Source organism: Paenibacillus sp. sgz302191, assembly GCF_057749925.1.
Map to the genome: position 1 here is coordinate 53440 of NZ_JBYLHY010000018.1, position 25815 is coordinate 79254.

Annotated in this window: 15 protein-coding genes and 1 pseudogene; 8 read left to right on the forward strand and 8 right to left on the reverse strand. The window is 52.1% G+C overall.

The genetic code is table 11. The annotated features are described in order from the left end of the window. Positions 1-5 precede the first annotated feature (5 nt). The 5 genes from AC3G2T_RS23650 to AC3G2T_RS23670 all read right to left on the reverse strand — a co-directional run bounded on the left by AC3G2T_RS23650 (position 6) and on the right by AC3G2T_RS23670 (position 16825). Positions 6-1166, reverse strand: a complete 1161-nt coding sequence (locus tag AC3G2T_RS23650; RefSeq protein WP_474680973.1) for a glycosyltransferase family 2 protein — start codon at positions 1164-1166, stop codon at positions 6-8. 290 nt (positions 1167-1456) lie between these two features. After that, positions 1457-8272 (reverse strand): amino acid adenylation domain-containing protein, encoded by a 6816-nt coding sequence (locus AC3G2T_RS23655; RefSeq protein ID WP_474680972.1) that lies wholly within the window; start codon positions 8270-8272, stop codon positions 1457-1459. Beyond that, complete coding sequence (locus AC3G2T_RS23660; protein WP_488437112.1) at positions 8269-9531, reverse strand: MupA/Atu3671 family FMN-dependent luciferase-like monooxygenase; 1263 nt, start codon at positions 9529-9531, stop codon at positions 8269-8271. The genes AC3G2T_RS23655 and AC3G2T_RS23660 overlap by 4 nt, the downstream gene beginning before the upstream one ends. Positions 9532-9550: 19 nt before the next feature. Next, entirely contained in the window at positions 9551-14158 is a 4608-nt protein-coding gene (locus AC3G2T_RS23665) for a type I polyketide synthase (protein ID WP_488437113.1), read from the reverse strand. Between the two features lie 6 nt (positions 14159-14164). Then, entirely contained in the window at positions 14165-16825 is a 2661-nt protein-coding gene (locus AC3G2T_RS23670; protein WP_488437114.1) for a non-ribosomal peptide synthetase, read from the reverse strand. A gap of 47 nt (positions 16826-16872) precedes the next feature. Here AC3G2T_RS23670 and AC3G2T_RS23675 point away from each other — a divergent pair, with 47 nt between their 5' ends. After that, entirely contained in the window at positions 16873-17220 is a 348-nt protein-coding gene (locus AC3G2T_RS23675) for a hypothetical protein (RefSeq protein ID WP_488437115.1), read from the forward strand. A gap of 219 nt (positions 17221-17439) precedes the next feature. Here AC3G2T_RS23675 and AC3G2T_RS23680 read toward each other — a convergent pair whose 3' ends face one another. Continuing rightward, the gene (locus tag AC3G2T_RS23680; RefSeq protein ID WP_488437150.1) at positions 17440-17571 is read right to left on the reverse strand and encodes a tyrosine-type recombinase/integrase; all 132 of its coding nucleotides are present in this window, start codon (positions 17569-17571) and stop codon (positions 17440-17442) included. A gap of 201 nt (positions 17572-17772) precedes the next feature. Further along, positions 17773-17988 (reverse strand): annotated as a pseudogene (locus tag AC3G2T_RS23685) (Tn3 family transposase); the annotation flags it as partial. Positions 17989-18186: 198 nt separating this feature from the next. Here AC3G2T_RS23685 and AC3G2T_RS23690 point away from each other — a divergent pair. The 3 genes from AC3G2T_RS23690 to AC3G2T_RS23700 are packed head-to-tail and all read left to right on the forward strand — an operon-like array spanning position 18187 to position 20205. Then, positions 18187-18798, forward strand: coding sequence for a DUF2239 family protein (locus tag AC3G2T_RS23690; RefSeq protein WP_474680967.1), 612 nt, complete (start codon positions 18187-18189; stop codon positions 18796-18798). A 23-nt stretch (positions 18799-18821) separates the two neighbouring features. Further along, entirely contained in the window at positions 18822-19292 is a 471-nt protein-coding gene (locus AC3G2T_RS23695; RefSeq protein WP_474680966.1) for a DUF1330 domain-containing protein, read from the forward strand. Positions 19293-19314: 22 nt separating this feature from the next. Further along, positions 19315-20205 carry an alpha/beta fold hydrolase gene (locus tag AC3G2T_RS23700; protein WP_474680965.1) on the forward strand — a complete coding sequence of 297 codons (891 nt, stop codon included), beginning with the start codon at positions 19315-19317 and terminating at the stop codon, positions 20203-20205. 181 nt (positions 20206-20386) lie between these two features. On the opposite strand, the gene AC3G2T_RS23705 is transcribed toward AC3G2T_RS23700, so the two are convergent. Then, entirely contained in the window at positions 20387-21148 is a 762-nt protein-coding gene (locus tag AC3G2T_RS23705) for an ArsR/SmtB family transcription factor (RefSeq protein WP_474680964.1), read from the reverse strand. 203 nt (positions 21149-21351) lie between these two features. Here AC3G2T_RS23705 and AC3G2T_RS23710 point away from each other — a divergent pair, with 203 nt between their 5' ends. The 4 genes from AC3G2T_RS23710 to pepF all read left to right on the forward strand — a co-directional run bounded on the left by AC3G2T_RS23710 (position 21352) and on the right by pepF (position 25492). Further along, entirely contained in the window at positions 21352-21903 is a 552-nt protein-coding gene (locus AC3G2T_RS23710; RefSeq protein WP_474680963.1) for an NADPH-dependent FMN reductase, read from the forward strand. Positions 21904-22064: 161 nt separating this feature from the next. Further along, positions 22065-22412, forward strand: a complete 348-nt coding sequence (locus AC3G2T_RS23715) for an ester cyclase (protein ID WP_474680962.1) — start codon at positions 22065-22067, stop codon at positions 22410-22412. Positions 22413-22443: 31 nt separating this feature from the next. Further along, on the forward strand, positions 22444-22845 hold the full coding sequence (locus AC3G2T_RS23720; RefSeq protein ID WP_474680961.1) for an ester cyclase: 402 nt from the start codon (positions 22444-22446) through the stop codon (positions 22843-22845). Between the two features lie 361 nt (positions 22846-23206). Then, the gene (gene pepF / locus AC3G2T_RS23725; RefSeq protein WP_488437116.1) at positions 23207-25492 is read left to right on the forward strand and encodes an oligoendopeptidase F; all 2286 of its coding nucleotides are present in this window, start codon (positions 23207-23209) and stop codon (positions 25490-25492) included. Positions 25493-25815 lie beyond the last annotated feature (323 nt).

Consider the following 25815-nt stretch of genomic DNA (forward strand, 5'->3'; position numbering starts at 1 on the left):
CGCTTCTAGCGAACTTTCGTTCCGGGCCAGCAGCTTTGATAGATCCGATCAACCGAGACTACGTTGCCGTACAAATCCACGATCAGATCGTCTCCGCGATTGGCATGGCGCATTTCAATCCAGTACCTGTTTTCCAGCAGTCTCGTAAAATTGTCGACAAGATACATGAATTTTGCCGGGGAATGAACCAAATCCCTGCCCAGCACCTGCGGCAGCCAGATCGCTCCGTTAGAGTTGAACCGATTGGAATAGTCGTGAACTTCGGAAAGGGCGAACAGATTCGCTTCTCTCAGCTGTTCCCAGAACGTCTCGGCATCGCTTCGCACTTCAGCCAAATCGATGCCAACATAAGCAATATTTGATCTGGGGCCGACCGCTCCGAGAACATGTTCTTTCAATTTGGCAAAGGTGTAGTCCCACAGATCGGTTTCAATGTGATTACCCCATTTTTTCCAGAAACGGGCCAGGTTGTTTTTGCGGTTGAAATTGCGGTGAATGCCGCTGCTACGCTCCCAATGATAGGCATGAACGGCCGGATTAATGACGGTGCTGTAGCCCGCTGCCCGCGCTCTCATTTGGTAGTCGAAATCCTCGTAGCCGTTGAAAAACTTCTCGTCCAGAAACCCGACTTTCTCATAGACTTCCCTTTTCATCGAAAACATCGCAAATACGACAAGCTGAACCGGGAAAGTTTCCCGCGGAATGTCCTCTATAGTGGCGTTCAAGAACAGGTGACGTCCGATCGTGTCGGCAAACGTGATCCCGCAATGTTGAATGCCGCCGGTTTGAGGATAAAGCAGCACACCGCCGGCCATTCCGATCGAAGGGCTGCTGTTCAACGTCTCCTCAAGCATGTCCTGCCAGCTGCGGTTCAAAATAATGTCCGAATCCAGAAAATGAATGAAGGAACCTTCAACGATCCTCAAAGCTTCATTGATCGAATAGGCGCATCCCTTCGGATGGTCATGGCGAATAATTTCAATCTTTACGGAAGCCGGCGCTTCGTTTTGCAGTTTTTCCAGATGCTGCTGGACATTTTGCCCGGAGCCGTCATTAATAAAAATAATTTGGGTTTCCGGAACAACGGTTCTCATCAAAGAATCGGTAAACAAGTTCAAAATGTTATAGTCCTGGTTAACGGGCACAACGACAGAATGCTTCATCATGAATTTCCTCCTTTATTTTGGGCGTACCGGAACTGATACCGACTGACAGCTGTCCGATGTGATGTCACTGCTTCGCGATCTTTCCACCTTCCTCTCAGCAATCCATCCAACTCTATCGACCTGAAGATGGTTACGAATAGGTCAGTTGGAATCTATTACCATTCTATTTTTTCGTCCCCCCCTTGTAAATCTCAACATCTGAACCTTATCAAAATATGAACCTTTCGCTGGTTCCGGAAACAAAAAAGAAAGCCGCAGCTGATGCGCGGCTTTCGATGTGCGTTTGGATGCTAGAAATGGAAATCGATGGTCTGGCTCATATTCACGGCGTTGTCTGACAGATCAAACTCTTCCAGTTTGGAATGCGGATTTTCAACGAGCATGTGCAGCAGCGCTGTAAAGTCCTTCATCATGCGGTCAATCGTCGTTGGCTTATACAATTTCGCGTTGTACTCGAGGTGGCAGCACAGATATTCTTCTTTTTCAACCGCATATAGGCAAAGATCGCACACGGCGAGGTTATGCGCTGCAGAATGGATTTCATAGGAAAATGGCGGCTTCATTTGTTCATATTTCCGCCGCACAAACATGGCTTGTATAAGCGGAATGAGGCTTTCTTCGGAAATGACCCCAAGCTTTTCCGCAAGCACTTCAAAAGGGATGTCCTGATGCAAAGAAGCATTCAAATTCGACTCTTTTACCTCCTGCAAGTAGGCAAAAAACGGTTTGTGATCCTCCGGAAAATGGCGCAGCGCTCGTGTGTTTTCCCGATGAACCGCCGGTTTGCGGTCCGGGAACGGCGCGGCTTCGACAGGCATGCCGATTATAATGTCCGATTGTCCGCTATATTGAGACAGCAGGATCGTATAGGCAGCAAGAAGAACCGTGTGCACGGTGTTGCCGCTTTGCCCGGCCAAAATCCTGAGTCCCTCTGTCAATGAAGGCTCGATCATAAATTCGGCGGCATCCCTCCCCTTTTCTGCCAGAGGCGCGACGGACCGGGGATAACCCAGCGGCAGATCCAATACGGGCCACTCGCCGGCCAATCTATCCAACCAGAATTTCTCCTGCTTTCTCCAGGAGCTTCGATGCGGATGATGCAGATCATCGATGCGGATATGAGGATTTTCCGAAATTCGCTGCAAAATTTGAATGAAGGCATCGTTCAACGTTTCTACAGCTTCTTTACCATAAACCGCAGCATTGTAGTTATACTCCAGGGTCAATGAATGCGCAGGCGAAATGATCAGGACAAAGTCATATTTGACCTCTTCGCTAAAACGGGCGTTGTCGAAATTCCATTCGCGCTGCTCGCCCTTCATCCCTTCCCATTGCGAAGCAGGGAAATTGATGAAATTGATGATATGAGTGATTAGCGGTTGATTGGGAACACTTCTCGCCTGAATTTCGTAAAGCGGGTACGTTTCGAATTCGCCGGATGCCAGCGCGAGCTGCTGGGTACGCTTCATCGCATCGCTAAAGCGCTCGTCCCCATCGCAGGCGAAGCGTACGGGAATCGTATTGATAAACATGCCGAGCATGGAATCGATTCCTTTGACTTCCGCCGATCTTCCGGATACGACGGAGCCGAATACGACATCCCGGCAAAAGTTATGATTTTGCAGCAGAACGCCCCAAGCGGTTTGGATCAATGAATGAACGGTGACTTGATGCTGCTTGGCTGTATCGTGAAGCGAATCGCTCAGTTCTGTTTGCAGCGCGCAGACCAGGTTTTCGGCCTGATACTCTTTCACAGTTCCCGGCGGGTTCGCTTTCATCGGCATCGTCCGGGAATGGAACCCTTTCAAATAGTCGGTCCAATAATTCGCGGCCGCCTCAACGTCCTGTCGTTCCAGCCAGGCCATATATTCGCTGTAGGGCGCCGCAGGAGGCAAGGCCGGCTGCCGGCCGCTCGCCAGCTCGCGATAGCTGTCGAACACTTCGTTCGTCATCATGGGAAAACACCAGCCGTCCAAGACGATATGGTGGAAGCTCCAGATAAAGCGGTAAGCCTGGTCCTCCGTTTGCAAAATCGCAACCCGCATGAACGAATCCCGGTAAAAGTTAAAATCCCGCGCTTTATCTTTTTGTCTGAATGCCTCCATATAAGCAATTTGCTCCGCCCGGCTCCGATCCCGCAAATCCTCGTAGTGGAACTCGCAGGATTTCTTCTTGAATACGACTTGCAGATGCTCGTCCTTCCAACCATTATACAGATTTGTCCGCAGAGCCTGATGCCGCTGCATAAGCAAATTCAAGCTCTTTTGAAAAAGTGGAACATCAAGGTCCTGAAGCAGATCAAAGGTAGCTTGTTGAAAATACGCCCGGGACTCGGGGACCAGCAGACATTGAAATAATATCCCTTTTTGCATGGAGGTCAGCCCGAAAACATGTTCAATCTCCCCGATGTCTGACGTGCTCGCTGCAAGCTGTTCCAGGTCTTCCAGCTCCATGCCCTTAACAAGTACATCGCTTGGCGTAAGCACTGTCCGCTTCTGAGCGATGCAATGGGCAATAATTTGCTGCAAACTCGATTTGATTCGTTCGGCGAACAGCTCCATCGTGCTTTGGCGGTAAGCCTTGCCGTTAAAATCGACGGCAATCTTCAGTACATCGCCGGAGACAAAACAATGGATGCCGATCAGATGGTTCAGCTTCGCACTGCCGCTTATGTTTTCGCCGCCGGATAGAGGCGATAGCTGCAACAGTTCGTTTTTTTCCAGCTCCATTTGGCCCGAATAGGAAAAGACGATTTCCGGATCGGTCTGAAAACGGCCTGCATCCGTCTGCTTTGCCTTTGCCAAATATCTGGAAAGCCCGTAACCGATTCCTTCATGCGGAATATGCCGCCTGCTTTCTTTCACGTTAATGATTTGCCGGGATATCGGCATATCCGACCCGGTTTGCAGCAAATACGGATGCATACTTGTCAACCAGCCTACCGTAAGCGTAACATCCAGATCCGGTTGAACCGGTTTCCTGCCGTGGCTTTCCAGGCCGACGAGCACCTGCTTCATGCCTGTCCACTCGCCCATAGCCATACCGAGCGCGGCGAGCAGCAAATCCTGCATTTCCGTATTGTAAGCGTGATGCGCCTGTTTCAGCAGCTGCTCGGTTTCCCGCTCCGGCAATATCGCCGTCACCGTGCGGATTTCTGCAACCTTCATCCCGGTTTCTTCAGGATGATCTTTTGGCAGCGCCTGCACTTCCGCTTGTTCGATTTGCTGCCAATAAGGCCATTCTTTTTCGATTGCGGGACTGTTGGCATATTGGGCCAATGCTTCGGTCCATCGGAGAAACGAATTTGTTTTGGCGGGCAGGCGGATGGGCAGATTTTTTGCCGCTTGTTCGTAAGCCATCGCAAAATGAGCCAAAAGAATGCGCCAAGACGTTCCATCTACCGCCAGATGATGAATGCATATGAACAAATGATCGCCATCCGGACAGCGGAATAAAGCTGATTTTATGAAAGGGCCGTCGGACAGATCGAAGCTTCTTTGGATTTCGCGGGTCTTCGCCTCAACCTCTGCCTGAAAGTCCTGGACCGAAGTGAAATCATACATACTCAGACTCAGCAGTTCTTCCGTTTCTTTCATACTGCGATTATATAAAGACAATCCATTCCCGGTGGGGCGCAGCACCAATCGCAAAGCGTCATGATGCTCGACAAGCTTGCTAAACGTCTGCCGAAGCGCCGTTTGATCAAAGCCGTGCGGTTGGTAAAGCATGACGGTTTGATTGAAATGATGCGGCTCCGCCAGGCCAAGCTCCAAAAACCAGTGCTGGATGGGCGTCAGCCCGCATTCCCCTGTCACTTCCCCCTGCTCCGCCATGTGACTGGCCGTTTGAACGTACGGGCTTAATGAAGCGATAGTCGGGTTTTGAAACAGATCCTTCATCTCCACCTTGTATCCTGCATGGAAAAGCTTGGAGAACAGCTGAATGGCTTTGATGGAGTCTCCACCCAAATCAAAAAAGCTGTCGTAAATCCCGACCGTTCGGGCGGCGAGAACCTCTTGCCAGATGGAGACAAGCGCCTGCTCCAAAACCGTACGAGGACCGGCATACCGCGTCTCGGGACGGTGGCTGGCTTCCGGCGCCGGCAAAGCTTTGCGGTCGATTTTGCCGCTTGGACCCAGCGGCATCCGCTCCAACTGCATGAAGTGGGCCGGCACCATGTAGTTGGGCAGCGCCTGCGACAACGCGGTTCTCAGCTCGCTTGCGCTGATCTCCTTATCCGCCACGAAGTAGGCGCACAGCCGCTTTTGTCCCGCGGCGTCCTCGCAAGCCGTCACAGCCGCTTCCCGCACAGCGTCGACCTTCAAAAGCTGCGCCTCCACTTCGCCCAGCTCGATCCGGTACCCGCGAATTTTAACCTGGTGATCGAGCCGTCCCAGAAACTCGATACTGCCGTCCGGCAGCCATCGCGCCAGATCGCCCGTTCGGTACATTCGCTTGCCTGGCGCAAAGGGACAAAGAACGAACTTCTCGGCGGTTAGCTCAGGCCGGTTGAAATAGCCCCTGGCCACCCCTTCTCCCGAGATGCACAGTTCGCCGGGCACGCCGATCGGCTGCAATCGCAATGAACGGTCTACGATCCATGCCTGCAAGCCGTCAAACGGTTTGCCGATCGGAACGGAAGCCGATGTGCCTTGTCCCGCTCCGGTAGCGTACCGTGTTGCATATACCGTCGTTTCGGTAGGCCCGTATATATTTTCCAATTTAACATTCCATGGCAGCTTGTGATGTTCGTCCGCCAATGCAGGAGGCAAAGCTTCACCGCAAGAGAAAATGTACTTTAACGCCCGGAATCTGGAACAATCGGTCATTTGCAGCACTTTCAAAACCGGACTATACATGGAAGGGACGAAATTTACATGCGTGATGTTCTCCTCCTCAAGCACCTTGAGCAAAGAAACCGGGTCCTTCTCCTGACCTTGCGGCAAAATAACAAGCTTGCCATTGCCAAAAAACCATCCGAACAGCTCCGACACCGAAACATCGAACGTATACGTCGTTTTGAAGAGAATAGCATCCTCCGCCAAAAGCGGGTATTCCCGCTCCATCCGGGTTAACAGGTGAACAACAGATCGGTGCTCGACCATAACGCCTTTCGGTTTCCCGGTCGATCCCGACGTATAAATCAAATAAGCAACATCGTTTGGCGCAGCTGTCTGCTCCAGATCGGACGCTTCCTGATCGAACAATGCGGGATCGTTCAGATTCAACAGCTGACCGTCAAAGGCGGCGCGATCCTGCAAACGCTCCTGGATCAGCAGCAGCCTCGCCCCGGAGTCTTCCAAAATAAAACGGATGCGCTCCTGCGGATACTCCGGATCGATCGGCACGTACGCGCCGCCGGCTTTCAGAATGGCGTAAATGCCGATCACCATTTCCAGGGAGCGTTCCGCCATAACCGCTACCCTCTCCCCGGGGCCGGTCCCTTTGGCCCGAAGCGTTCGGGCAAGACGATTGGCTCGTTCGTTTAATTCCCGGTACGTCAGCTCGCCCCCTTCAAAGCGAATGGCCGTCCGATCGGGCATCCGTGCCGCTTGTTCCTCAAACTTGCGATGAAGGCAGGCGTTTGTCAAATCGCAAGGGTCGCTTGCCGCGTTCCACTCGACCGCGATTTGCCTGTACTCCTCATCTGTCAACATCGTCAACTCGGACAGCGTTTGATGGGGATTTTCCGCGATGCTGCCAAGCAATTGATACCAATGGCCGGCCATACGCTCCATCGTATCACGGCGAAAAAGTTCTGTCGGATATTCAAGAAAGCCGGTCAAGCCTTTCGCAGTTTCTGCAACTCCAATCGTAATATCGTACTTGGCGGTTCCTCCATCGATATCCTCTTGCTCCACCTCCATCCCCGCGATAGCGGATGTGCCGGTTTTTTCATTCGGCGTATCGACATACACGAAAACGGCTTGCACCAGCGGATTGCGGCTGGGGTCATGGGGAATGCGCAGCTCGTCAAGCAGCAATCCGACAGGCAGCTCCTGATGATTGAAAACTTCCTTCAGCGTTTCCCTCACCTGATGCAGCAATTCCATGACCGTCATGTCGTCGGACATGTTGGCGCGAAGCGTTCCCATGGTCAAAAAATAGCCCATCACTCTTTCCAGCTCGGGAAGATTGCGGTTCGCAATAGGGGTTCCGACCAAAAGATCGGACTGTCCCGTATAACGGTATAACAGGATGTAAAATGCGGTCAAAATGATCATAAAGTTAGTCGCCTGTTCTTGCTGAGCAATCGCCTTCAGACGATCGAACACTTCGGTTGGCGTATGAATGAACACCCGCTCTCCCAGATAGTTCATGGCCGGAGGTCTCGGATAGTCCGTTTGAATGTCCAAAATGTACGAGCAGTCCTTCAGTTGTTCTTTCCAAAACTGCAGCAGCTTTTCTTTCTTCGTTCCTTGCAAATCTTTCCGCTGCCATTCCGCATAATCCGCATATTGAATCGGCGGTTCTGGAAGGCTGACGCGTTCTCCTCTCACATAAGCCGAATAATGAACAGCCATTTCTTCGAAAAATATCGAAAGCGTAATCAAATCGTTCACAATATGATGAACCGTCAATACCAGCTTTGCTTCCGTATCCGATAAGTAGAACAACTTAAAACGAACCAGCGGTCCTTCGTCCAGAACGAATACGCGCTGTACTTCTTCTCTCATCAGCTTTTGCACAACGGATTCTTTCAAATGCTCCGGCGTCTCCCGCAAGTCCACGATCGGCACCGTTAAACGCAGTTCAGGCATCACATATTGCAGCGGTTCCACGGGATCGAAAATAGTTCTCCACCCTTCGTGCCTGGCAAGAACCGCATTGATCGCTTCCACCAGCCATTCATAATGGATCGTTCCGGTTATTCGCCCTACTCCGTAAACGTTGTACGTATACGAATCCGGATGGAGCCGGTTCATAAACCACAGCCGCTCCTGGTCGTACGACAACGGACTCGCCCCTGTATGATTTCTTCTCGGAATGGTAGAACCTATCATACTGTTCAGTATGGAATCCATCTGCCTCGCCTTCAGCTTCTTTTCGAGCAAAGCCCGCTGTTCAGGCGTTAACAAATGAATGCGATCCGTTAAGCTTTTCATCTCATCGGCTCCTTTGTTTGAACAAATGTTTGCCGCAGCTCGGTTATATGCTGCATCGTCCTCATCACGATTTCCCGGCTAACGCCAAAGTCCATCAGACAGGCAATCTCCTGCACATCCATATCCCTGTAAATCCGCAAAAGATTCTCGCACTTTTCCTTCGTGCCAAGAAGCGCGCTGAAATGAAAATAAGATTCGAACGCTTGCTTGACGATGGCATCCAGATCCGCAGCAGTCATCGTATCGTACAATGCCGAGATGTTCTTTTGCTGCCGCAAAAACGTCTTCAAATATTCCTTTAACGGTTGTTCCACCAGCCGCCGCACTTCCTCGTTGCTTTCACCGAGGCAAGTATGCAGCATCACCGCCACTTTACGGGAGCCGGGATCGTATCCGTTCGCTGCAAGCATCTCGCGATATTTCGCAATTTTTTCCTCCAGCTCCCCAAAGTTGTTGCCCATAAATCCCGTTAAAATGTTAGCTCCTATTTCAGCCGCGTGCCGATAAGATTCCTCGCTTCCATTGGTGGCAATCCATATCGTCAGCTCCTTCTGGATCGGGCGAGGCAGGGTTCGAATTTCCCGGACGGTTCCGAACATGTCCGTAAACGGAGCGGCGTCTCCTCTCCACAAAGCTTGTACCGTTCGAATCGATCGGAACATTTCATCTTTACGCTTCTCGTAATAGTCGGGCGATTGTACGGGGGCAAGCAAAAAATCGGCCGGGTGCCAGCCGGATGCGAAGGAAACCGCTGCACGCCCGTTGGACAAATTGTCGACAACCGACCACTCCTCCGCAAATCTGATCGGATGATGCAGCGGAAGCACGACGCTTCCCGCCCTCAACTCGATCCGTTCTGTCACTGCTGCCAGAGCGGCGCTAAGAACGGACGGATTCGGGTACAATCCCCCGAAATCCTCGAAATGCCGCTCAGGCGTCCACACCGCCGGGAAGCCGTGCCGGTCCGCAAACTTGGCGCATTCCATCAGCATGCCGTATTTGTCCGGTTCTACCGTCGAGCCGTCGCCGGAGAAAAAGAAAATGCTGAAATCCATCGCCGCTCCTTCTCTGCGGCGCTTCGGTACAAAAGGAACCGCATGGTCTGCCGATTGCGATACCCGTTCGTTTGCCTGATCGGCATTGGCATTGTCCGTAGCCAAAAACGTTTCAAGCTCTTTTCCCTGAATCTTCATCCGCTGTTCCAGCAGTTTTCGCTGCTGAGGGGTCAAGGCTTCCAGCCTTTGCCGCAGTTCGCTCATCCCGGATTTCTCCTCTCTGTTATGCATCGCTGCCGAGAAGTTGGATCAGCTCATCGGGGTGCAGCTCCTCAACTTCGCTCAGCAACCGTTCAAATTCATCCAGCTCCTCTTGACTCACCTGCCTGGCTTCAATGGATTGTGCGAGCTGTTCTATCGTCGGCGCTTCGAAGAGGACATCCATCGGAATGTCACCGTGAAATGTTTGACGAAGACGCGCGACCAGTTGAATGGAGACAAGAGAGTTGCCTCCCAAATCAAAGAAGCTTTGCCGGATGCCGATGTTCGTCAGACCGAACAATGTTTCCCAAATGTCCGCAATCTTCTTTTCCGTTTCGGTGCGGGGCGCTGCATATTCAGCGCTGCTCTCCGTCCCGGCAGATTGAGGCATATCCGCCGGAGATGCAAACCATTCCTGCCGGATGTCAATCATATTTTGCTTGGACACAATCACCTGATTGAAATCTCCCGCTGCGATTTGTTTGACGGCGTCGATTCCTTCCGCGATGGAAAAGCCTTGTTCCTGAAGCATCCGTTGAAGCTGTTCCTTGAATACATCGGGCAAATTTCCCTGTTTTTCGAGCCAGCCATCCTCCTGCCACATGTTCCAATTGATCGAAGCGGCACGTATCCCTTGTTGGGTCAAATAGGTCGCGAACAAATCCGTCAACTGATTCGCCGCACACCCATTCATTTGGCCGACCCCGCCTGTAAGTGACATTCCGCTTGAAAACAGCAGCACCCAATCGAGATTCCGCCGCTCCGGCAGGATGGACGCCAAACGAAACAGGCTCATCGCCGGCGGAAGGAGAAGACGGCCTGACGTTTCTCTGTTTTGCAGTTGAACGAGACCCGGTTCAAGAACGTCGGGAATGAACAACACGCCTCTAATTGCGCCAAAAGTTTCTTCTTCCTGCCGAATCCGCTCTTTAAGGGCGGCTTCGTTGCGCCAATCTACGCTTACGTATCGCAGCTTGGAGCGGCCTTGCCGTTCCATCTCGCGAATCCGCCTGAACGCGGCCGGTGTCTCTGCTTCGATTTCCCCCATAACGATAAAAGTCGCATTCGTCGACTGCATCAATGCCTCGCACATGCTCAGGCCAAGGCCGCTCGTTGCCCCTGCGATCACATAGACGCCTTCCTCATGGAACATCTGCGGTGATGCATCGCTTTGCGGAAGGGCTATGCTTTCAATCCCTTGAACAAATCGGCTGTTTCCGCGGTAGACCACGTTGAATTCGGACGATTCGTGCGCGATTTCACGCGACAGCCGCTCGATCAACCGTTTGCTGCGCGCAGGACTGAGGTCGCTCTGGTCCACATCGATGATCCGCGTGTTGAGCTGTCCGTATTCCAGCGGGATTACGCGCAAAATGCCGAGCACCGCAGCCCGTTCGGGCATCCGTATTTGCTCATGGGCGACGCTGTACAGGTTGCCGGTTAAAACGATGATTTCGATCGGTTCTGCGGCTGCCGTCATGCCGATTCCTTGTGCGATATGCATCAAGCTGTAGAGCCCCATCTGCTGGGCGGATTCAAATTGCTCCGCATCCCACTCGCCGCTGCCGGCTTCCCGTACATCCAGATTCCAAAAATGAATCAGCTTCCGCGGGAGTTTCCCTTCGGATGACAGTTCCACAAAGAGCTTCTCGTAAGCAAGACGGTCCTTCGGATCTATGGCAAACATGTCATCTTCGATTCGCCTATACGTATCTCCCTGCAGCACGGTGATCACCGTATGCCCTTCTGCCTTAAGATGCAGCCGGAATTGCTCGGCAATGCCTTGAAGATCGTGAAACAATAGGTAGGTATGGAGGCTACCATTATGATTTTGCGTCTGCTCGGGCGAGGAAGGAATGACGGACTGCTTCCACATCGGAGCGTAAAACCAGCCCGCCGAATGTGTCCCGGCTTCCTGCGATACGGAAGTCCTGGATGAGGAATGATCCCGCATGTCGTTTGCCAGCAGCGTTTTGCGGTCGAAGGCATAAGTAGGAAGCGGGATAACCCGATGAGAGAGCCCGCCATACAGCAAAGTCATATCGATCTGGGCTCCATGCCGCCACAGCTCACCCATTGCCCGCAGTGCGCTGGCAAAGGCGCACGAATCCGATCCCGCGGTCGGCAGCGTATTGACCGCAGCCATTCGAGACAGCCGCCCGGAGGCGAAATGCTGCCTGACCAGCGTAGTCAGCGCCTGACCCGGACCTGCCTCCACAAAAACGGCGGCGCCTTTATGTTGAAGCATCAGATCGATTCCGCCGCTGAAACGGACGGTTTTCCGAATATGATTCACCCAGTATAGCGGGTCTTTTGCTTGCTCGGCCGTAATCCAAGTTCCGCTAACATTGGATACATACGGAATCAGCGGCTCGCGCAGGCGGATGCGGCGTACAACGGCCTCGAAGCGGGCCAGCATGGGCTCCATCATGGCAGAGTGATAAGCGTGGGAGGTGACCAACTTTTTGCTGGATATGGATTTCATCGCTAATGCTTTTTCGAACGTCTCGATGTCTTCAAACGAGCCTGAAACGACGCAGGAACCGGGACTGTTCACGGCTGCAACGTCAAGATTCCATGCATGATCCGCCAAGCTCGCGCGCAGTTCCGCTTCGGGCAGACTCACTGCCAGCATGGCTCCGGGGGGCATCTCTTGCATGAGCATTCCCCGCACTGCGACAAGGTGCAAAGCGTCCTCAAGCGACAGGACTCCAGCCAGACATGCCGCCACATACTCGCCGACGCTGTGGCCAATCATCGCCTGCGGACGAACGCCCCAAGCTTCCATCTGCTTCGCCATCGCATATTCGGTGACGAACAATGCGGGTTGTGCCATCGCTGTCCGGCTCAGGCTGGCGCTTGCTTCTTCCGGCTTGCCGCCGTCCGCGGGATAGAGCAGCTGCCGGAGATCCAAGCCAAGCTGAGGCTCCAGGAGCTCGGCGCATCGATCGACCGTTTCCCGAAAAACTTGCACTTTTCCGTTCGGAACCTCCTGATCGTACAACGTTTTTCCCATATTTACATACTGCGCCCCTTGCCCCGAAAACATGAAGAAAACCGCCGGCGGCTGAGAAGAAGCGGGATCCGGGAGCGGCTCGTGCAGCGCCTCTTCAAAATGACGAACCGCCTCTTCCGCCGTATTGGCGGACACCGCCAAACGGAGAGCAAAAGGCTCTTTGCGAGCAAGCGTATACGCGATATCGGATAAGGATGCTTCAGGAGCGGATTGAAGGTAGTCCATGAGGTTTACCGTATTCCGTTTCAATGAGACTGCGGATTTGGCGGAGATGGCGAGAAGCTGCGGAGCACCCGTTCGCTCGCCGGGAAGTTCCGCATGCCTTGAAGCCGCGGCAAGGGGCGCCTCTTCAACAATGACATGAGCGTTCGTTCCCCCGATGCCGAAAGAGCTTACACCGGCGCGGCGCGGGTGTTCTTTTAGAGGCCATGCGGAGAGTTCGCTATTAACGAAAAACGGACTATCGTCGAAATCGATTTTCGGATTCGGCATCGTATAATGTACATTCGGCGGGATTAGTCCATGCTGGACGGACAGCACGGCTTTGATCAATCCGGCAATTCCTGCGCCGCTGTCGAGATGGCCGATATTCGTTTTGACGGACCCGAGCGCACAATATTGTTTTTTCTTTGTGTAGGCGCGGTAGGCATCGGTCAAGGCGGCCACTTCAATCGGGTCTCCGAGCGGCGTTCCCGTGCCGTGGGCTTCCACATAACCGATCGTTTCCGGGTCGATGTCGGAGACGGCAAGCGCATCCATGATCACTTCGGCTTGTCTTGTCACGCTCGGTGCCGTGAAACCGATTTTATCGCCGCCGTCATTGTTGACGGCACTTCCCAGAATGACAGCGAGGATAGGATCGCCCTCTTTCACCGCATCCGCCAGCCGCTTTAGCAGCACGACACCGCCGCCGTTGCCGATGACCGTTCCTTCCGCAGCCGCGTCGAAAGCCCGGCAATGACCGTCCGGAGAATGAATGCCGCCTTCCTGGTAATAGGTGCCCTCTGTCTGCTCCGCCCGAATCGACAAACCTCCTGCAAGCGCCATATCGCACTCATAAGTAAGCAGCGCCTGACAAGCCATGTGGACAGCTACAAGGGAACTGGAGCAAGCCGTTTGCACCGTAACGCTGGGGCCGTTCAAATTTAATTTATAGGAAACCCGAGTGGCAAAAAATTCGGTCGAATTCCCAAGCATGATCGGAAATTGTCCAAGATGCTCGACCAGATTTCCATCGCTCATAACATGATGAATGTACTCCGATTGGCTGCATCCGGCATAGACGCCTACCCGGGCAGGAACGGATGCCGGCCGGTAGCCTGCGGATTCCAGAGCTTCGTATGCGCATTCCAAAAAAATGCGCTGCTGCGGGTCGGTAATCTCGGCTTCCCGGGGCGTCATCCCGAAAAAGTCCGCATCGAAATCGGCATAATCCGCGACGATCCCGGCGGCGTTGACCCGACTCGGCTCCGGCTCCTTGAAAAAAGTAATCGATTCCGTTCCGTTTCGCAAATTGTTCCAATAGCTCTTGAGGTCCGACGCTCCGGGAAATCTTCCGGCCATCCCGATCACCGCAACGCCCCGGTAATTCGTATCCTCCTGATTGGTTGTCATGATCATTTACCTTCCTTTCGTTCTAAGGTTCTTTTGCCGCATCATTTCTTCCCTTCGATGATGGATGTTTACGGATGATTTTTGGCTAGCCTCCTCTCCCAAAAGCTCTGCATTCAAGTAGCGAGCCAGCGACCTGATCGTGGGAAACCGGAACAAATCCGTCATGGTCACGGATTCATGAACGTGCTGGCGGATCAAATAATGAAGCCGGAACATCCCTATCGAATCCCCGCCGGCTTCAAAAAAGCCGACATCCGGCAAAATATCGTGTCTGCCGGTCACTTCTTTCCATAAATCCGCGATCCGCCGTTCCGTTTCGGTCAGACCGTTTTCTTGCGGCAGCGAAACGGGAGAGTGAAGCTCCGACAACATTTTGCGGTCAATTTTGCCGTTCGGCGTAAGCGGCATCTGCTCCAGTTGGACGAATCGAGCCGGGATCATATAGTTCGGCAGCGTCTCGGACAAGGAAATTCGCAGCTCGTTTGCATGCAGCTCCCGATCCGCCACGAAGTACGCCCACAGCTGATGCAGGCCGAATTCGTCCGCATTGGCCATTGCCACGGCTTCCTTCACGCCGTCGACCTGCAGCAGCTGCGCTTCCACTTCGCCCGGTTCGATCCGGTAGCTGCGAATTTTCACCTGGTGATCGATTCGGCCCAAATACTCGATTTTGCCGTCCGGCAGCCATCTTGCCAAATCTCCCGTCCGGTAAATCCGCTCTCCGCCGAAGCGGCTTGTCACAAATTTCGCCGCTGTTAGCTCCGGACGATTGAGGTAGCCCCGCGCCAGCCCGAGGCCTGCTGCGCACAGCTCGCCGGGCACGCCCACCGGCGCCAGATGGCCAAACGCGTCGGTTATATAGACGCGATGGTTCGGAACGGGACGGCCGATCGACACTGGCCGATCCTCTTGCGGGTCGCCGGAGGCCGCCCAGACTGCCGTTGCGATCGAGTTTTCCGTCGGGCCGTACCCGTTGTAGTACTTCACTTTGTCCTTCCACTTTTCCACCAATTTCAGCGACGCGGCCGAGCCGGCCGTAAACAAAATTCGCAGGTTCGGCATATGATCCGGCTCCAAATAAATCGCATACGCCGGCGGCAGCGTCGCCATCGTAATGCTGTGGTCCGCCAAATAGGACTCGAGCAATTGGTAGTTCAATATTGTCGCTGAAGCCGGAACATACAACGTCGCGCCGCAAAAAATCGCCGCATAAATTTCCCAATATGCCGCATCGAACGAAAGGCTCGCAAACTGCAGCACACGATCCGCCGGGGTCAGCTTCAACTCCCGGTCGAAATATACCATCAGGTTCGTGAGGCCGCGATGCTCCACCATCACTCCCTTCGGCTCGCCGGTCGTCCCTGACGTATAGATGATGTACGCCAGATCGTCCGCATTTGCCGCCGCCGGGTCCAAGTTCGAGCCGTCGACGTCGTAAACCGTCTCGTTATCCAGATCAAGGATTGCGGCTTTCGACTGCAGCTCTGCGTTCAAGCGTTTCCGGGCTAGCAGCAGCTTCGCGCCGGAATCTTCCAGCATGTACTTGATCCTGCCTTCCGGAACTTCCGGATCGATCGGCACATAGGCTCCGCCTGCCTTTAAAATGGCAAATATGGCTGCGTACACAGGCAGAGAACACTCCGCCATCAGGCCGACAAGCGTATCTTTGCCGACGCCAAGTTCACGCAGCGTCCGCGCCAGACGGTTCGCCCGCTCGTTGAGTTCCCGGTACGTCAGCGTCTGCCCTTCAACATACAGCGCCGGCCGGTCCGGCGTTCGCTCGGCCTGCTGCTCAAGCAGGCTGTGAATCGTTTGCCGATGCGGCGAATCCATCGCCGTGTCGTTAAACGGCCCGAAGATTTGCGCTTTCTCAATCTCCGTCACAACTTCCAGATCGCACACTTTTATGCCCGGATCCGTCACCACCTGCTCCAGCATATGCACCAGGTGCCCGTAAATCCGCTCTATCCACTCCGCGTCGTACATGAGCGTGTTGTAGCAGAAGCTGACCTCAATCTCTTTAGCGGGCAGTATGCGAATGATGAAGTCATAGAGCGCCGGCTCCTTAAGCAAGCGGCCTGTTTCTGCTTCTGCCTTTGCTTCTGCCTCGCTGGCTTGCCTGACCGGCCGTTCAATCGGATCGTTTTCAAAGATCATCAGATGGCCGATCAAATGCTGCTTCTGCCCCGCTGCATGCTGAATGTCATTACTGTAAGCGTGTGAAGTGAGGCTCCGCTCGTGCTTTCTCTGCATGACATCGGCAAAGCTCGTTTCCCCTTCACACTGAATCCGCACCGGTATCGTGCTGCCATTGTCGGACATTCCGCTGACTTGTCCCGTGTACGGGATGTTTGTTGGCCGCACCCGCACAATGCTGCCGAATACAACGTCATTGCTATTGTTGTATCGCTGCAGCAGCAGGCCCCACGCTGTTTGCATCAGCGCAATGACCGCTGCATGGTGCTGTTCTGCGACCCGTCCGATCCCTTTGCCAAGCGTTTCGTTCACACGGTAATAAAGCGTGTTGGCTTCATAGCCGTTGACTTTGCCATGCGGCTTGCCGGACGGCACCAGCGTTTGCTCTTCGTAGCCGGCTAAATAGCCCTTCCAATACGCAGTCGCCGCATCTTGATCCTGATTTTCAAGCTGTTCGATCTGCTCCCTCACTTTGTACGTACACTCCTTTCGGGAACCCAAATTATTACAATTTCAATATGGGAACGAAGCAAAATGTTTCGTTTTGTTTTGCCGCCAAAGACGGCGCATTTGTTCGTAAAACGGCTCGGCAGCGTGCAAAACCTGCGAAAGTGCAGGCTTTTTCGATAGGATCGGTACGTTTCGGGGAAAAACCTGCAAAAGTACAGGAATTATCCCTCATGAGCAGGCCGAACCCTATGTATCCGCAGAAAAGCCTGCACATTTGCAGGAATAATCCGAAACAAGCGTATGAAGCAGCAAAAAGATATATGTTTGCAGGTTTTCTGCTCATTGACAGTGATGCATTGGCCCCATATTTTTGCACACCCCTCCTTTTCAACATGATCCTCGGCTGTTTTGCATAAATATTCCAAATATTATTAAATTCTATTATTTTATTCAAAATTCCTTTCTCTAAAAAGCACTATTTTTGTCGCAATTTGGAATACGTGACCGAAATTAGACTGACGAAGTGATTTAACCTGATCAAGCCAACAGGAAATGTCGCATCTTATGCGGCGTCAGATTTTGAAACAAGACCGGCTTCTTCCGAATATTTGGCCAAAATCTTTCGTACCTCCCGATCAGTATTCTTTAAATGACTGAGGAAACGGAACGATACGATCCTTTCCGCCTTTTCCGTTATTAATGCGAACCTGACAGTAACCACAATCAATATCTGTCAGTCTAATATTGATTAGTTCGCTGACGCGGATGCCTTGGGAACCTCGATTTCAAGCTCCGCTCTCAAGTGCTGGAATAAGCTTTTCAAGTACGCGTAGTCTGGCCGCTCGCCGCGCAATACTTTGCCGGTTCCCGAGCCTTCTTTTTGGACGATGTACGTTTTTCCGTCACGCTAGTTCCCCTTCCAAGGATAATCGTTCGCTCATGTTGAGGCGGAATGTGCCATAAGGATCGAGTTCTCCTAATGCTTGATAAGTTGGATGCTTCAAATTAATCCGGGTAAACCGTTTCAAGATGGCTTCTGTCTCTGCGGTACCGAGCCGTAGTGCGGTGGCGTACTTCATCATCTGATCGTACTGCTGTCGGATCAGTTCCCAGTTAATCGGTCTCGCAAGCACAGGCTGAAGATTCGGGAAGGCGTCCGTCATACCAGAATCGGGACGATACAGAACGAGAAGTTTTGCGACAAAACACAGCATGTACAACATAAAACAAACACTAGCCCTCAACAGCGCGGTTCCTCTTAGGCCGCGTTTTTTGCATGTATTCCCTCCATAACGAACGAGAAAATACATTTTACCCGGGTAATATTGATTTTTTATTTTTATCCGGGTATAATTGGTGAGGCAATCAGAGAGGAGGTCAGCATGAGTAATGCCCTAACGCGCTTTTACTGCACGGCATTTTTGGGTGTGGGAGTCGTCGCCAGTGGTTCGTTACAGCATGTTGTTACTACAGTGAAGGATGCTCTGGATGACAGAGACCTCACACAGCTGCTTATATTTGACGATTCCACGGGGAAGCCAGTAGATGTTGATTTTCGTGGGAAGACAGATGATGTGCTCAAACGATTAGGAGAACAGTTTGGTGACTTACCCGGTACGGAAGTGAATCACCAGCCTACACGGCGGGTCGGTCGACCCAAGCTGGGGGTTGTATCCGGTGAGGTTACGTTATTGCCACGGCAATGGGAATGGCTCAAGAGTCAACCTGGAGGTGCGTCGGTAACATTACGAAAACTCATTGATGAGGCTCGCCGTGCTGGAGAAAAACAGAGCAATATCCGAGAGTCACAAGAAGCAACATATCACTTTATGACAGCTATGGCCGGGAACTTCCATCAATACGAAGAAGCTCTGCGGGCACTGTATGCTGGTGATTTGGATCGTTTTTACCACTTCATCGATGACTGGGCACCTGATATCAGAAACCATGTCAAAAGATTAGCCGCTAATGCATTCCCTGAAGGGAACCTATGAATGAAAGCATGTGGAGATTTGGAATGAAAAAAGGAACTACGAAAGGAGCCGCTATGACGGAGTTTGGATCTATTCGTTACATCGAACCATCGCAACGCGCTGGCATGAGGTTCATGCAGCGAGGCATTGAGGGCAGCATCGTCATGTTGAACCTGCTGCGTTTTCGTGATATTGCCGATTACACAGCCAATCCTGAACTAACACCGGAGGACCCAATCAGCGGTGCCGAAGCTTTCAACCGCTATATTGAGCACACCCTCCCATTTCTCCGTGAAAGCGGAGGTGAAATCATGTTTCTTGGCGATGGCGGAGAGTTTCTTATCGGACCCGAAGACGAAAGATGGGATCTTGTCATGCTGGTCCGCCAGAGCAGCGCGCAGTCGTTTCTTGCTTTTTCAAGTCATCAAGACTACCTGGCCGGTATCGGGCATCGGACTGCAGCGATCGAAGATTCCCGCCTTCTGCCAATGGCAGAACTTCCGATACCGAATTAATGAATTGGAGGAGAACATGATCATGAACATTCTGAAAGTCAACGGCGTTGATTTGGCCTATGACAGTTTCGGTAACGAAAATGACGAGGCTATTATCCTAATCGCCGGGCTTGGAACCCAGATGATTCGATGGACGGTTCCGTTTTGTCGGATATTAGCAGCGCGGGGCTTTCGCGTAATCCGCTTTGACAATCGCGACGCAGGTTGCTCGACACACTTTAGCCATTATCGGGCGCTGGATTTTGACGCACTGGCGACTGCTCTCATGTCAGGACAGCGACCGGACATCCCTTACACTCTCGATGACATGGCAGGCGACGCTATCGGACTGCTCGACGCCCTTTCAATTGACCGGGCACATGTCGTTGGCAGGTCGATGGGCGGAATGATCGCCCAGATTGCAGCCAGTGAGTACCCTGAACGGGTTTTATCACTCACCTCCATTATGTCCAGTTCCGGTAATCCCACCCTTCCGCAAGCTTCCCCGGATGTCATGGCGATGATGACTAAACCGGCGCCGAACCCCTTTGAGGATGAAGCAGGATTTTTGGCGCACAGCCTCTCTTTTGCCAAACGCATCGCCGGCACTGGCTATCCGTTTGAAGAAGACGCTTATCGGGCGCTCATTCTGGAGGAAGTCCAGCGAGCCTACGATCCAGGCAGTGTCGGACGACAAATTGCTGCGATCGCTGTCTCCGGTGACCGTCGTCCGCGGCTGGCGACCATAAAAGTACCAGCACTTGTCATTCATGGGGTGGACGATCCCCTGTTCGTCCCGGCGTGTGGCGAGGACACGGCTTCTGCCATCCCGGGCGCCGAGCTAATGTTGGTTGACGGCATGGGACACGACCTGCCGCACCAACTGTACAAAGTAACCGCTGACGGCATAGAGCGAACGGCTCGTCGCAATTGACACGCGTAGCAACCAGCCGGAGTCCCGCGGTGCCCAACGGGGCTTCCTAACAGAGACTCCATTTGATCGTATATGTGGAATCGATCGAATAAGCGCCGGTTTCATGATAACATCGTGAGCCGGCGCTTTTTCTGTGGGGATTTTTCCAAACTGACGATGGTCAGATTCAGAAACGAATTATTCAAGTAACGAGCATCCCCCCGGTTTCAAGCAGCGTTTTCAAACCCGAAAGCACAATCGGCAGACCGTTTTCAAGAATCCGCGCCGTAGCTGCAGCCTGCTCGAATTCATCATGCACGACGGTTACGAGGGTTACGCCCTGGAGCTCGGCATGCGATCCGATCTCCCATGTAATGCGCGACGGAGTATCGTTTTCCGTACCCGGAAACGAGATGAACCGCCAACCCATAACGAGCTTGTTCGGAGGATCCATCTCAAGAATGGTCCCTTCCGCCTTCTTTTCATCCCCGTTCCATAATTCGAAGGGAGAATCGACTTCCCAGTTGGACCGGATGGCGCAGTTGAACCAAAACTTCGACGTTTTGTCCGGATCCGTTATCGCTTTCCATACCTGCTCAGGCTTCGCTTTTATCGCAATCCGGTTGACATGACGGGGTTTGTTGTTCATGTTCGTTTCACGCTCCAATTCGTTTTGTAGAGATGTTAATTCGATCGCCCAGGGTTCGGCGTATTTGCTTACCCACCGGTCGTAAATTTGGCGTATGGGTACGGCATTCAAATAATGCAGCTTTTCCCGGCCTGCTTTTCTCGTGGTAATGAGCCCGGCTTCCTCCAATATATTCAAATGCTTCATGACGCCAAACCTGGACATGTCGAGCGGGGCGCAGAGATCGTTTAGCGTTCGTCCATCCGAGGCGTGAAGCATATCCAGAAGCGTACGGCGACTGGGATCGGCAAGCGCTTTGAATATGTCATTATCCAATCGGAGCACCTCCTTTTTGACATTCAGAAAAAAATGGAATGAAGTCACTTGACATGTTACCATATAGTAACGTATGATGAAAATATCAATAGTGACCTTACAGTCACATATTATCACAAACGGATTTGTTTGTCAGCCGGCGGCATGTAAATCCCTCCCTCTAACCACAACCAACCATTTGAAAATGAAAGGTGATGTTGAAGATGAAAGTAACTTTGATCGCAGGCAGTAACCGCGCAAACGCAAGCAGTACCAACCTTCTCCGGTACATGGAAAGTCTTTTGAAAGCCCAGCATATTGCGGTCCATTTCGTTGATTTATCGGCGCTGCCGCTGCCGCTCTTTTCGCCGGACAACTGGGATTTCCACCCGAACGTCCAGCGAATGCTGGAAGCAATCGCAGCCGGCGACGGTTTGATTCTAGCGACTCCGGAATATCACGGCTCCATATCCGGCGCACTCAAAAACGCTTTGGACTATGTAAACGCCAAGCAAGTTGCAGGCAAGCCTGTGCTCTCGGTGAGCTCCGCCGGCGGCCCGCTCGGAGTAAGCTCGCTGACCCACCTGCAGACTATTGTACGCAATTTGCACGGGGTTAGCTGTTCAGAGTGGATTTCTATCGGGTATGGTTCGAATGAATTTGGTCCGGATGGCGCTCCTTTAGACGAGGGTATGAGAGACAGAGTTCAGGGTGCAGTCCAAACTTTCGTGGAGCTGACCCGGAAGCTTGTGACAACCGCCGCGGCATCAAATTAACAACGCAGTCTCTTTTTTTTCGCCAACATGTTACCTTTTGGTAACGTAATGACGTTGGAATAGCGATCATCTTCATCCTAGTATCCCATTATGCCTGTTCGTGGGTAAATTTGCTTCAGTAGAACGGGCTTTACTAAACCTTACTTAAGGAGATGTTTTTTATGAAACCGATAGAACAAAAAAATGCAGAAGCAGTGACCGCATTTATCGAGGATATTGCGAATCAAAACATTCTGGAAAGGACGGATCAGTTCTTTGTCAAGCAATTCCTGGAGGCATTTACGGATCGTCAGTATACCGTGGATGAAATTCTGGCCCAAGAAGAAAAAGTCATCGCAAGAATCCTCATGACGGCTGTGCATTCAGGTCATTTTGCGGGAAATGCACCTACAGGCAAAACCGTGAAGGCAACTCAATTCCGCGAATTCCGCGTCATCGATGGGAAAATCGCCGAACACCTCGGCTGGTTCGATACAGGCACACTTTTGCCTCAAATCCAGGCTCAATAATTGCAAATAAACCTATAAGGAGATGGCGGACATGAAAACGACGGAACAGAGAAATGTGGAAACGGTAAATGAATTTATAAAAGCATTTTGGAACCAAAATGAATTGGATTGCGTGGATCGTTATCTGTCAGCCGATTATCAAGAGCTTTCTTACCATTCCAAAGAAGGCCTCAAAAAATTTGCCGCAACAATCTTGGAGGCATTTCCCGATAAAAGCTACACTGTCGAAGAGATCATCGGCCAAGGGGATACGGTGCTCGTCAGAATGACAGTAAAAGGCACGCATCAAGGCATATTCTTTGGTACTGCGCCTACGGGCAATACGATTGATGTCACTCTGTACCGCAGATATCGCGTTGCGGACGGCAAAATTGCCGAGCATCGCGGCTGGATCGACATGGTGACTATGTGGAGTCAAATTCGCGGCAACTGAACGGATTCCTCCCTTATACACTGTGCTTCAAAGCGTTCATGCGGCCTTTCCCTTCATATGCTCCAAACGCAAACAACCGAGCCTCATATAGGATCGGTTGTTTGGTCTTATGCCGCCAATTGGGATACTGCTATGAAACTCCCGTATTTCGCAAGCCATACTATCGCGAATATTCTGATATCAATTTATCGACATAATAATTATTATGTAATCTTTTATCTATTCATCGTGTATATAGTAAAAAAAATTTCTGGTTTAACAAGGGAATTTTGTATTTTTATACTATTCGTTTTTGTGAGACTGTTGTATGATAGTTTTATTTAGATTGAAAAAATTGTAAACATGAGAGGAGCTATCGCACATGAAAAAGAAATGGCTGATCACTCTGACCGGCGTCACCCTGACCGTATCCGCCCTGTCCGCCCCGTTCATACCATTGAACACGGGGTACGTGCTCGCAGCGGCTGGGCAGCAATCGGAGAGCAAACCGTCCTATCCGACGCGCGCCGACATTCCGTCGGCCTATAAGTGGAAAACGGAAGACATTTATGCCGGCAAAGCAGCCTGGGACGCCGATGTGAAAAAAGTCCGCGATTTGGCGGAGGCTTTCACTGCCAAGTATCAAAACAAGCTGGGATCCTCCGCTTCCGTGCTGAAATCGGCCCTGGACGATTACACCGAACTGAACCGCCTCTTCGACAAAACGTATGTGTTCGCACACCTGAGCCTGGATGTTAACTCCGGCAATCCGGACATGCAGACGCTCTCCGACGGCGCTGACAAGCTTAGCTCCGATACGGCTTCGAAACTGGCCTGGTTCACCGTGGAGCTGAACCAAATTCCGGACGACCAGCTCGCAGCGCTGCTGAGCGCCCCCGAACTGAAGCCGTTCAAACATTTTGTCGAAGATAAGGTCCGCACGAAAGCGCATACTCTTTCCAAGGAAATGGAAGAAGCGTTAGCCAAAACCTCCCCCCTCTCCAGCAATCCGGAAGACACCTTCTCCATGCTCATCAAAGATATCAAATTTCCGACGATCAAGGACGAGAACGGCAAGGAAGTCCAGCTTACGCGCTCCAACTTTATCACTTACATGGAAAGCAAAAACCGGGACGTCCGCAAAGCGGCTTTCGAAGCTTACTACGGCACACTGGCCAAGTTTCAGGACACCTTTTCGAAAACGCTCGGCGGCGAAGTACAGGCTAACAACATCAACTCCGAATTGCACAAATACGGATCGGCTCTGGAAGGCGCGCTAACGCCGAATAACGTCCCTGTCCAGGTCTATGACGAGTTGGTCAATACGGTGAACAAAAACTTGTCCCCCCTGCACCGTTATATGGAAGTGAAGAAAAAGCTGCTCGGCGTCGACCAGCTTCACATGTACGACATTTACACCCCTGTCGTCGAATACGAGGAACGTTACATACCGTATGAGGAAGGCAAGCAGATGGTGCTCGACGGGCTGAAACCGATGGGCGACGCGTATGAGAACGTCCTCAAGGGAGCTTTTGACCAAGGCTGGATCGACGTCTATCCGACCGATGACAAACGGAGCGGCGGCTACCAGTGGGGTACCTTTGACACGCATCCTTACATACTGCTGAACTACGAGGGAACTTATGACTCCGTGAGCACGCTCGGGCATGAGCTGGGTCACGCCATGCAGTCCTATTACACGAACAAAACGCAAAATTACTTGAACTCAAGCTACCCGATCTTCACGGCAGAAGTCGCTTCCACCATGAACGAAACGCTGATGTTCAAATCTTTTTACGCCAAAGCCAAATCCAAACAGGAAAAGCTATATCTGCTGAATCAATACCTTGAAAATTTCCGCACCACCCTATTCCGCCAAACGCAGTTTGCCGAATTCGAGCGCGCGATTCATGAAAAAGCGCAAAAAGGCGAGTCCCTCAATGCGGAAACGCTGAAAAAACTGTATCTTGACATTAACAAAAAATACTACGGCCCTGCGATCGTGTCCGATGACGAAATCGCCATGGAATGGGCGCGCATCCCGCACTTCTATTACGGCTACTATGTGTATCAGTACGCGACTTCCTTTGCGGCGTCCGCGGCGTTGGCCGATCAGGTGCTCACCGAAGGTCCGACGGCCGTGAACCGCATTCGCGACAACTTCCTTGCGGCAGGCAATTCCGCATCGCCGATCGACGTTCTGAAAGCAGCCGGCGTTGACATGTCGACGGCCAAACCGATCGAAGAAGCGCTCAAGGTGTTTGAATCGACGCTTGCCGAATTCGAGAAGCTTGCAGCCGAGGTGGAAAACGAAGGCTCGATAACGGTTAAAGTGACAATTAACGGCAAACAACAGCAGTTCGAGCAAGCTCCGCTCAACGTCGACGGCAGCATCCTCGTCCCTGCCCGCGGTGTGTTCGAAGCCTTGGGTGCGAAGGTAGCCTGGAACGAGGAGCAAAAGGCGATTACAGTGACAAAAGGCGGCAAAACGATCGTCCTGACGCTCGACTCCAAAACCGCAACGGTCGACGGCAGCAGCGTGACTCTGGAGCAGGAAGCGCGGCTCGCAAACGGCTTCACCGTAGTTCCGGCCCGATTCATCGCAGAAGCGCTGGGCGCAAAAGTGACTTGGAACAGCGACGACCAAACGGTTGTTATTACGGAATAAGTGAAACAGGTTGCCCAATCAGGTTGATTCATCCGTCTAGCGGCAGACAGGCATGGCGATGTTCGGCGGGCGCATACGGGCCGGCGTGCCCGATCTCCAATCGGGCTGCGCCGGGTGGAAGATGTAACTGGTTGCCGGAGGACGGCCTATTGCAGTCCCTTTTGCCCTTTTCTGGTTGATTTTTCGCATACAAAAGTCATCTTTATCGCTGTTTGGCACGATTCTGTTCGGTTTTTCATACTTATTTTTCGTTTTTCACGAAATCAGTACAATTTCTGTGTGAAATTTCGAATAGATTTCCACGATTCGCAAGTGGCAGCGGT

What these genes read in the sequence shown, in the direction of transcription:
- AC3G2T_RS23650 (WP_474680973.1), bottom strand. Translation starts at nt 1,166, where the DNA reads ATGATGAAGCATTCTGTCGTTGTGCCCGTTAACCAGGACTATAACATT.
- AC3G2T_RS23655 (WP_474680972.1), bottom strand. Translation starts at nt 8,272, where the DNA reads ATGAAAAGCTTAACGGATCGCATTCATTTGTTAACGCCTGAACAGCGG.
- AC3G2T_RS23660 (WP_488437112.1), bottom strand. Translation starts at nt 9,531, where the DNA reads ATGAGCGAACTGCGGCAAAGGCTGGAAGCCTTGACCCCTCAGCAGCGA.
- AC3G2T_RS23665 (WP_488437113.1), bottom strand. Translation starts at nt 14,158, where the DNA reads ATGACAACCAATCAGGAGGATACGAATTACCGGGGCGTTGCGGTGATC.
- AC3G2T_RS23675 (WP_488437115.1), top strand. Translation starts at nt 16,873, where the DNA reads ATGGGAACGAAGCAAAATGTTTCGTTTTGTTTTGCCGCCAAAGACGGC.
- AC3G2T_RS23690 (WP_474680967.1), top strand. Translation starts at nt 18,187, where the DNA reads ATGAGTAATGCCCTAACGCGCTTTTACTGCACGGCATTTTTGGGTGTG.
- AC3G2T_RS23695 (WP_474680966.1), top strand. Translation starts at nt 18,822, where the DNA reads ATGAAAAAAGGAACTACGAAAGGAGCCGCTATGACGGAGTTTGGATCT.
- AC3G2T_RS23700 (WP_474680965.1), top strand. Translation starts at nt 19,315, where the DNA reads ATGAACATTCTGAAAGTCAACGGCGTTGATTTGGCCTATGACAGTTTC.
- AC3G2T_RS23710 (WP_474680963.1), top strand. Translation starts at nt 21,352, where the DNA reads ATGAAAGTAACTTTGATCGCAGGCAGTAACCGCGCAAACGCAAGCAGT.
- AC3G2T_RS23715 (WP_474680962.1), top strand. Translation starts at nt 22,065, where the DNA reads ATGAAACCGATAGAACAAAAAAATGCAGAAGCAGTGACCGCATTTATC.
- AC3G2T_RS23720 (WP_474680961.1), top strand. Translation starts at nt 22,444, where the DNA reads ATGAAAACGACGGAACAGAGAAATGTGGAAACGGTAAATGAATTTATA.
- pepF (WP_488437116.1), top strand. Translation starts at nt 23,207, where the DNA reads ATGAAAAAGAAATGGCTGATCACTCTGACCGGCGTCACCCTGACCGTA.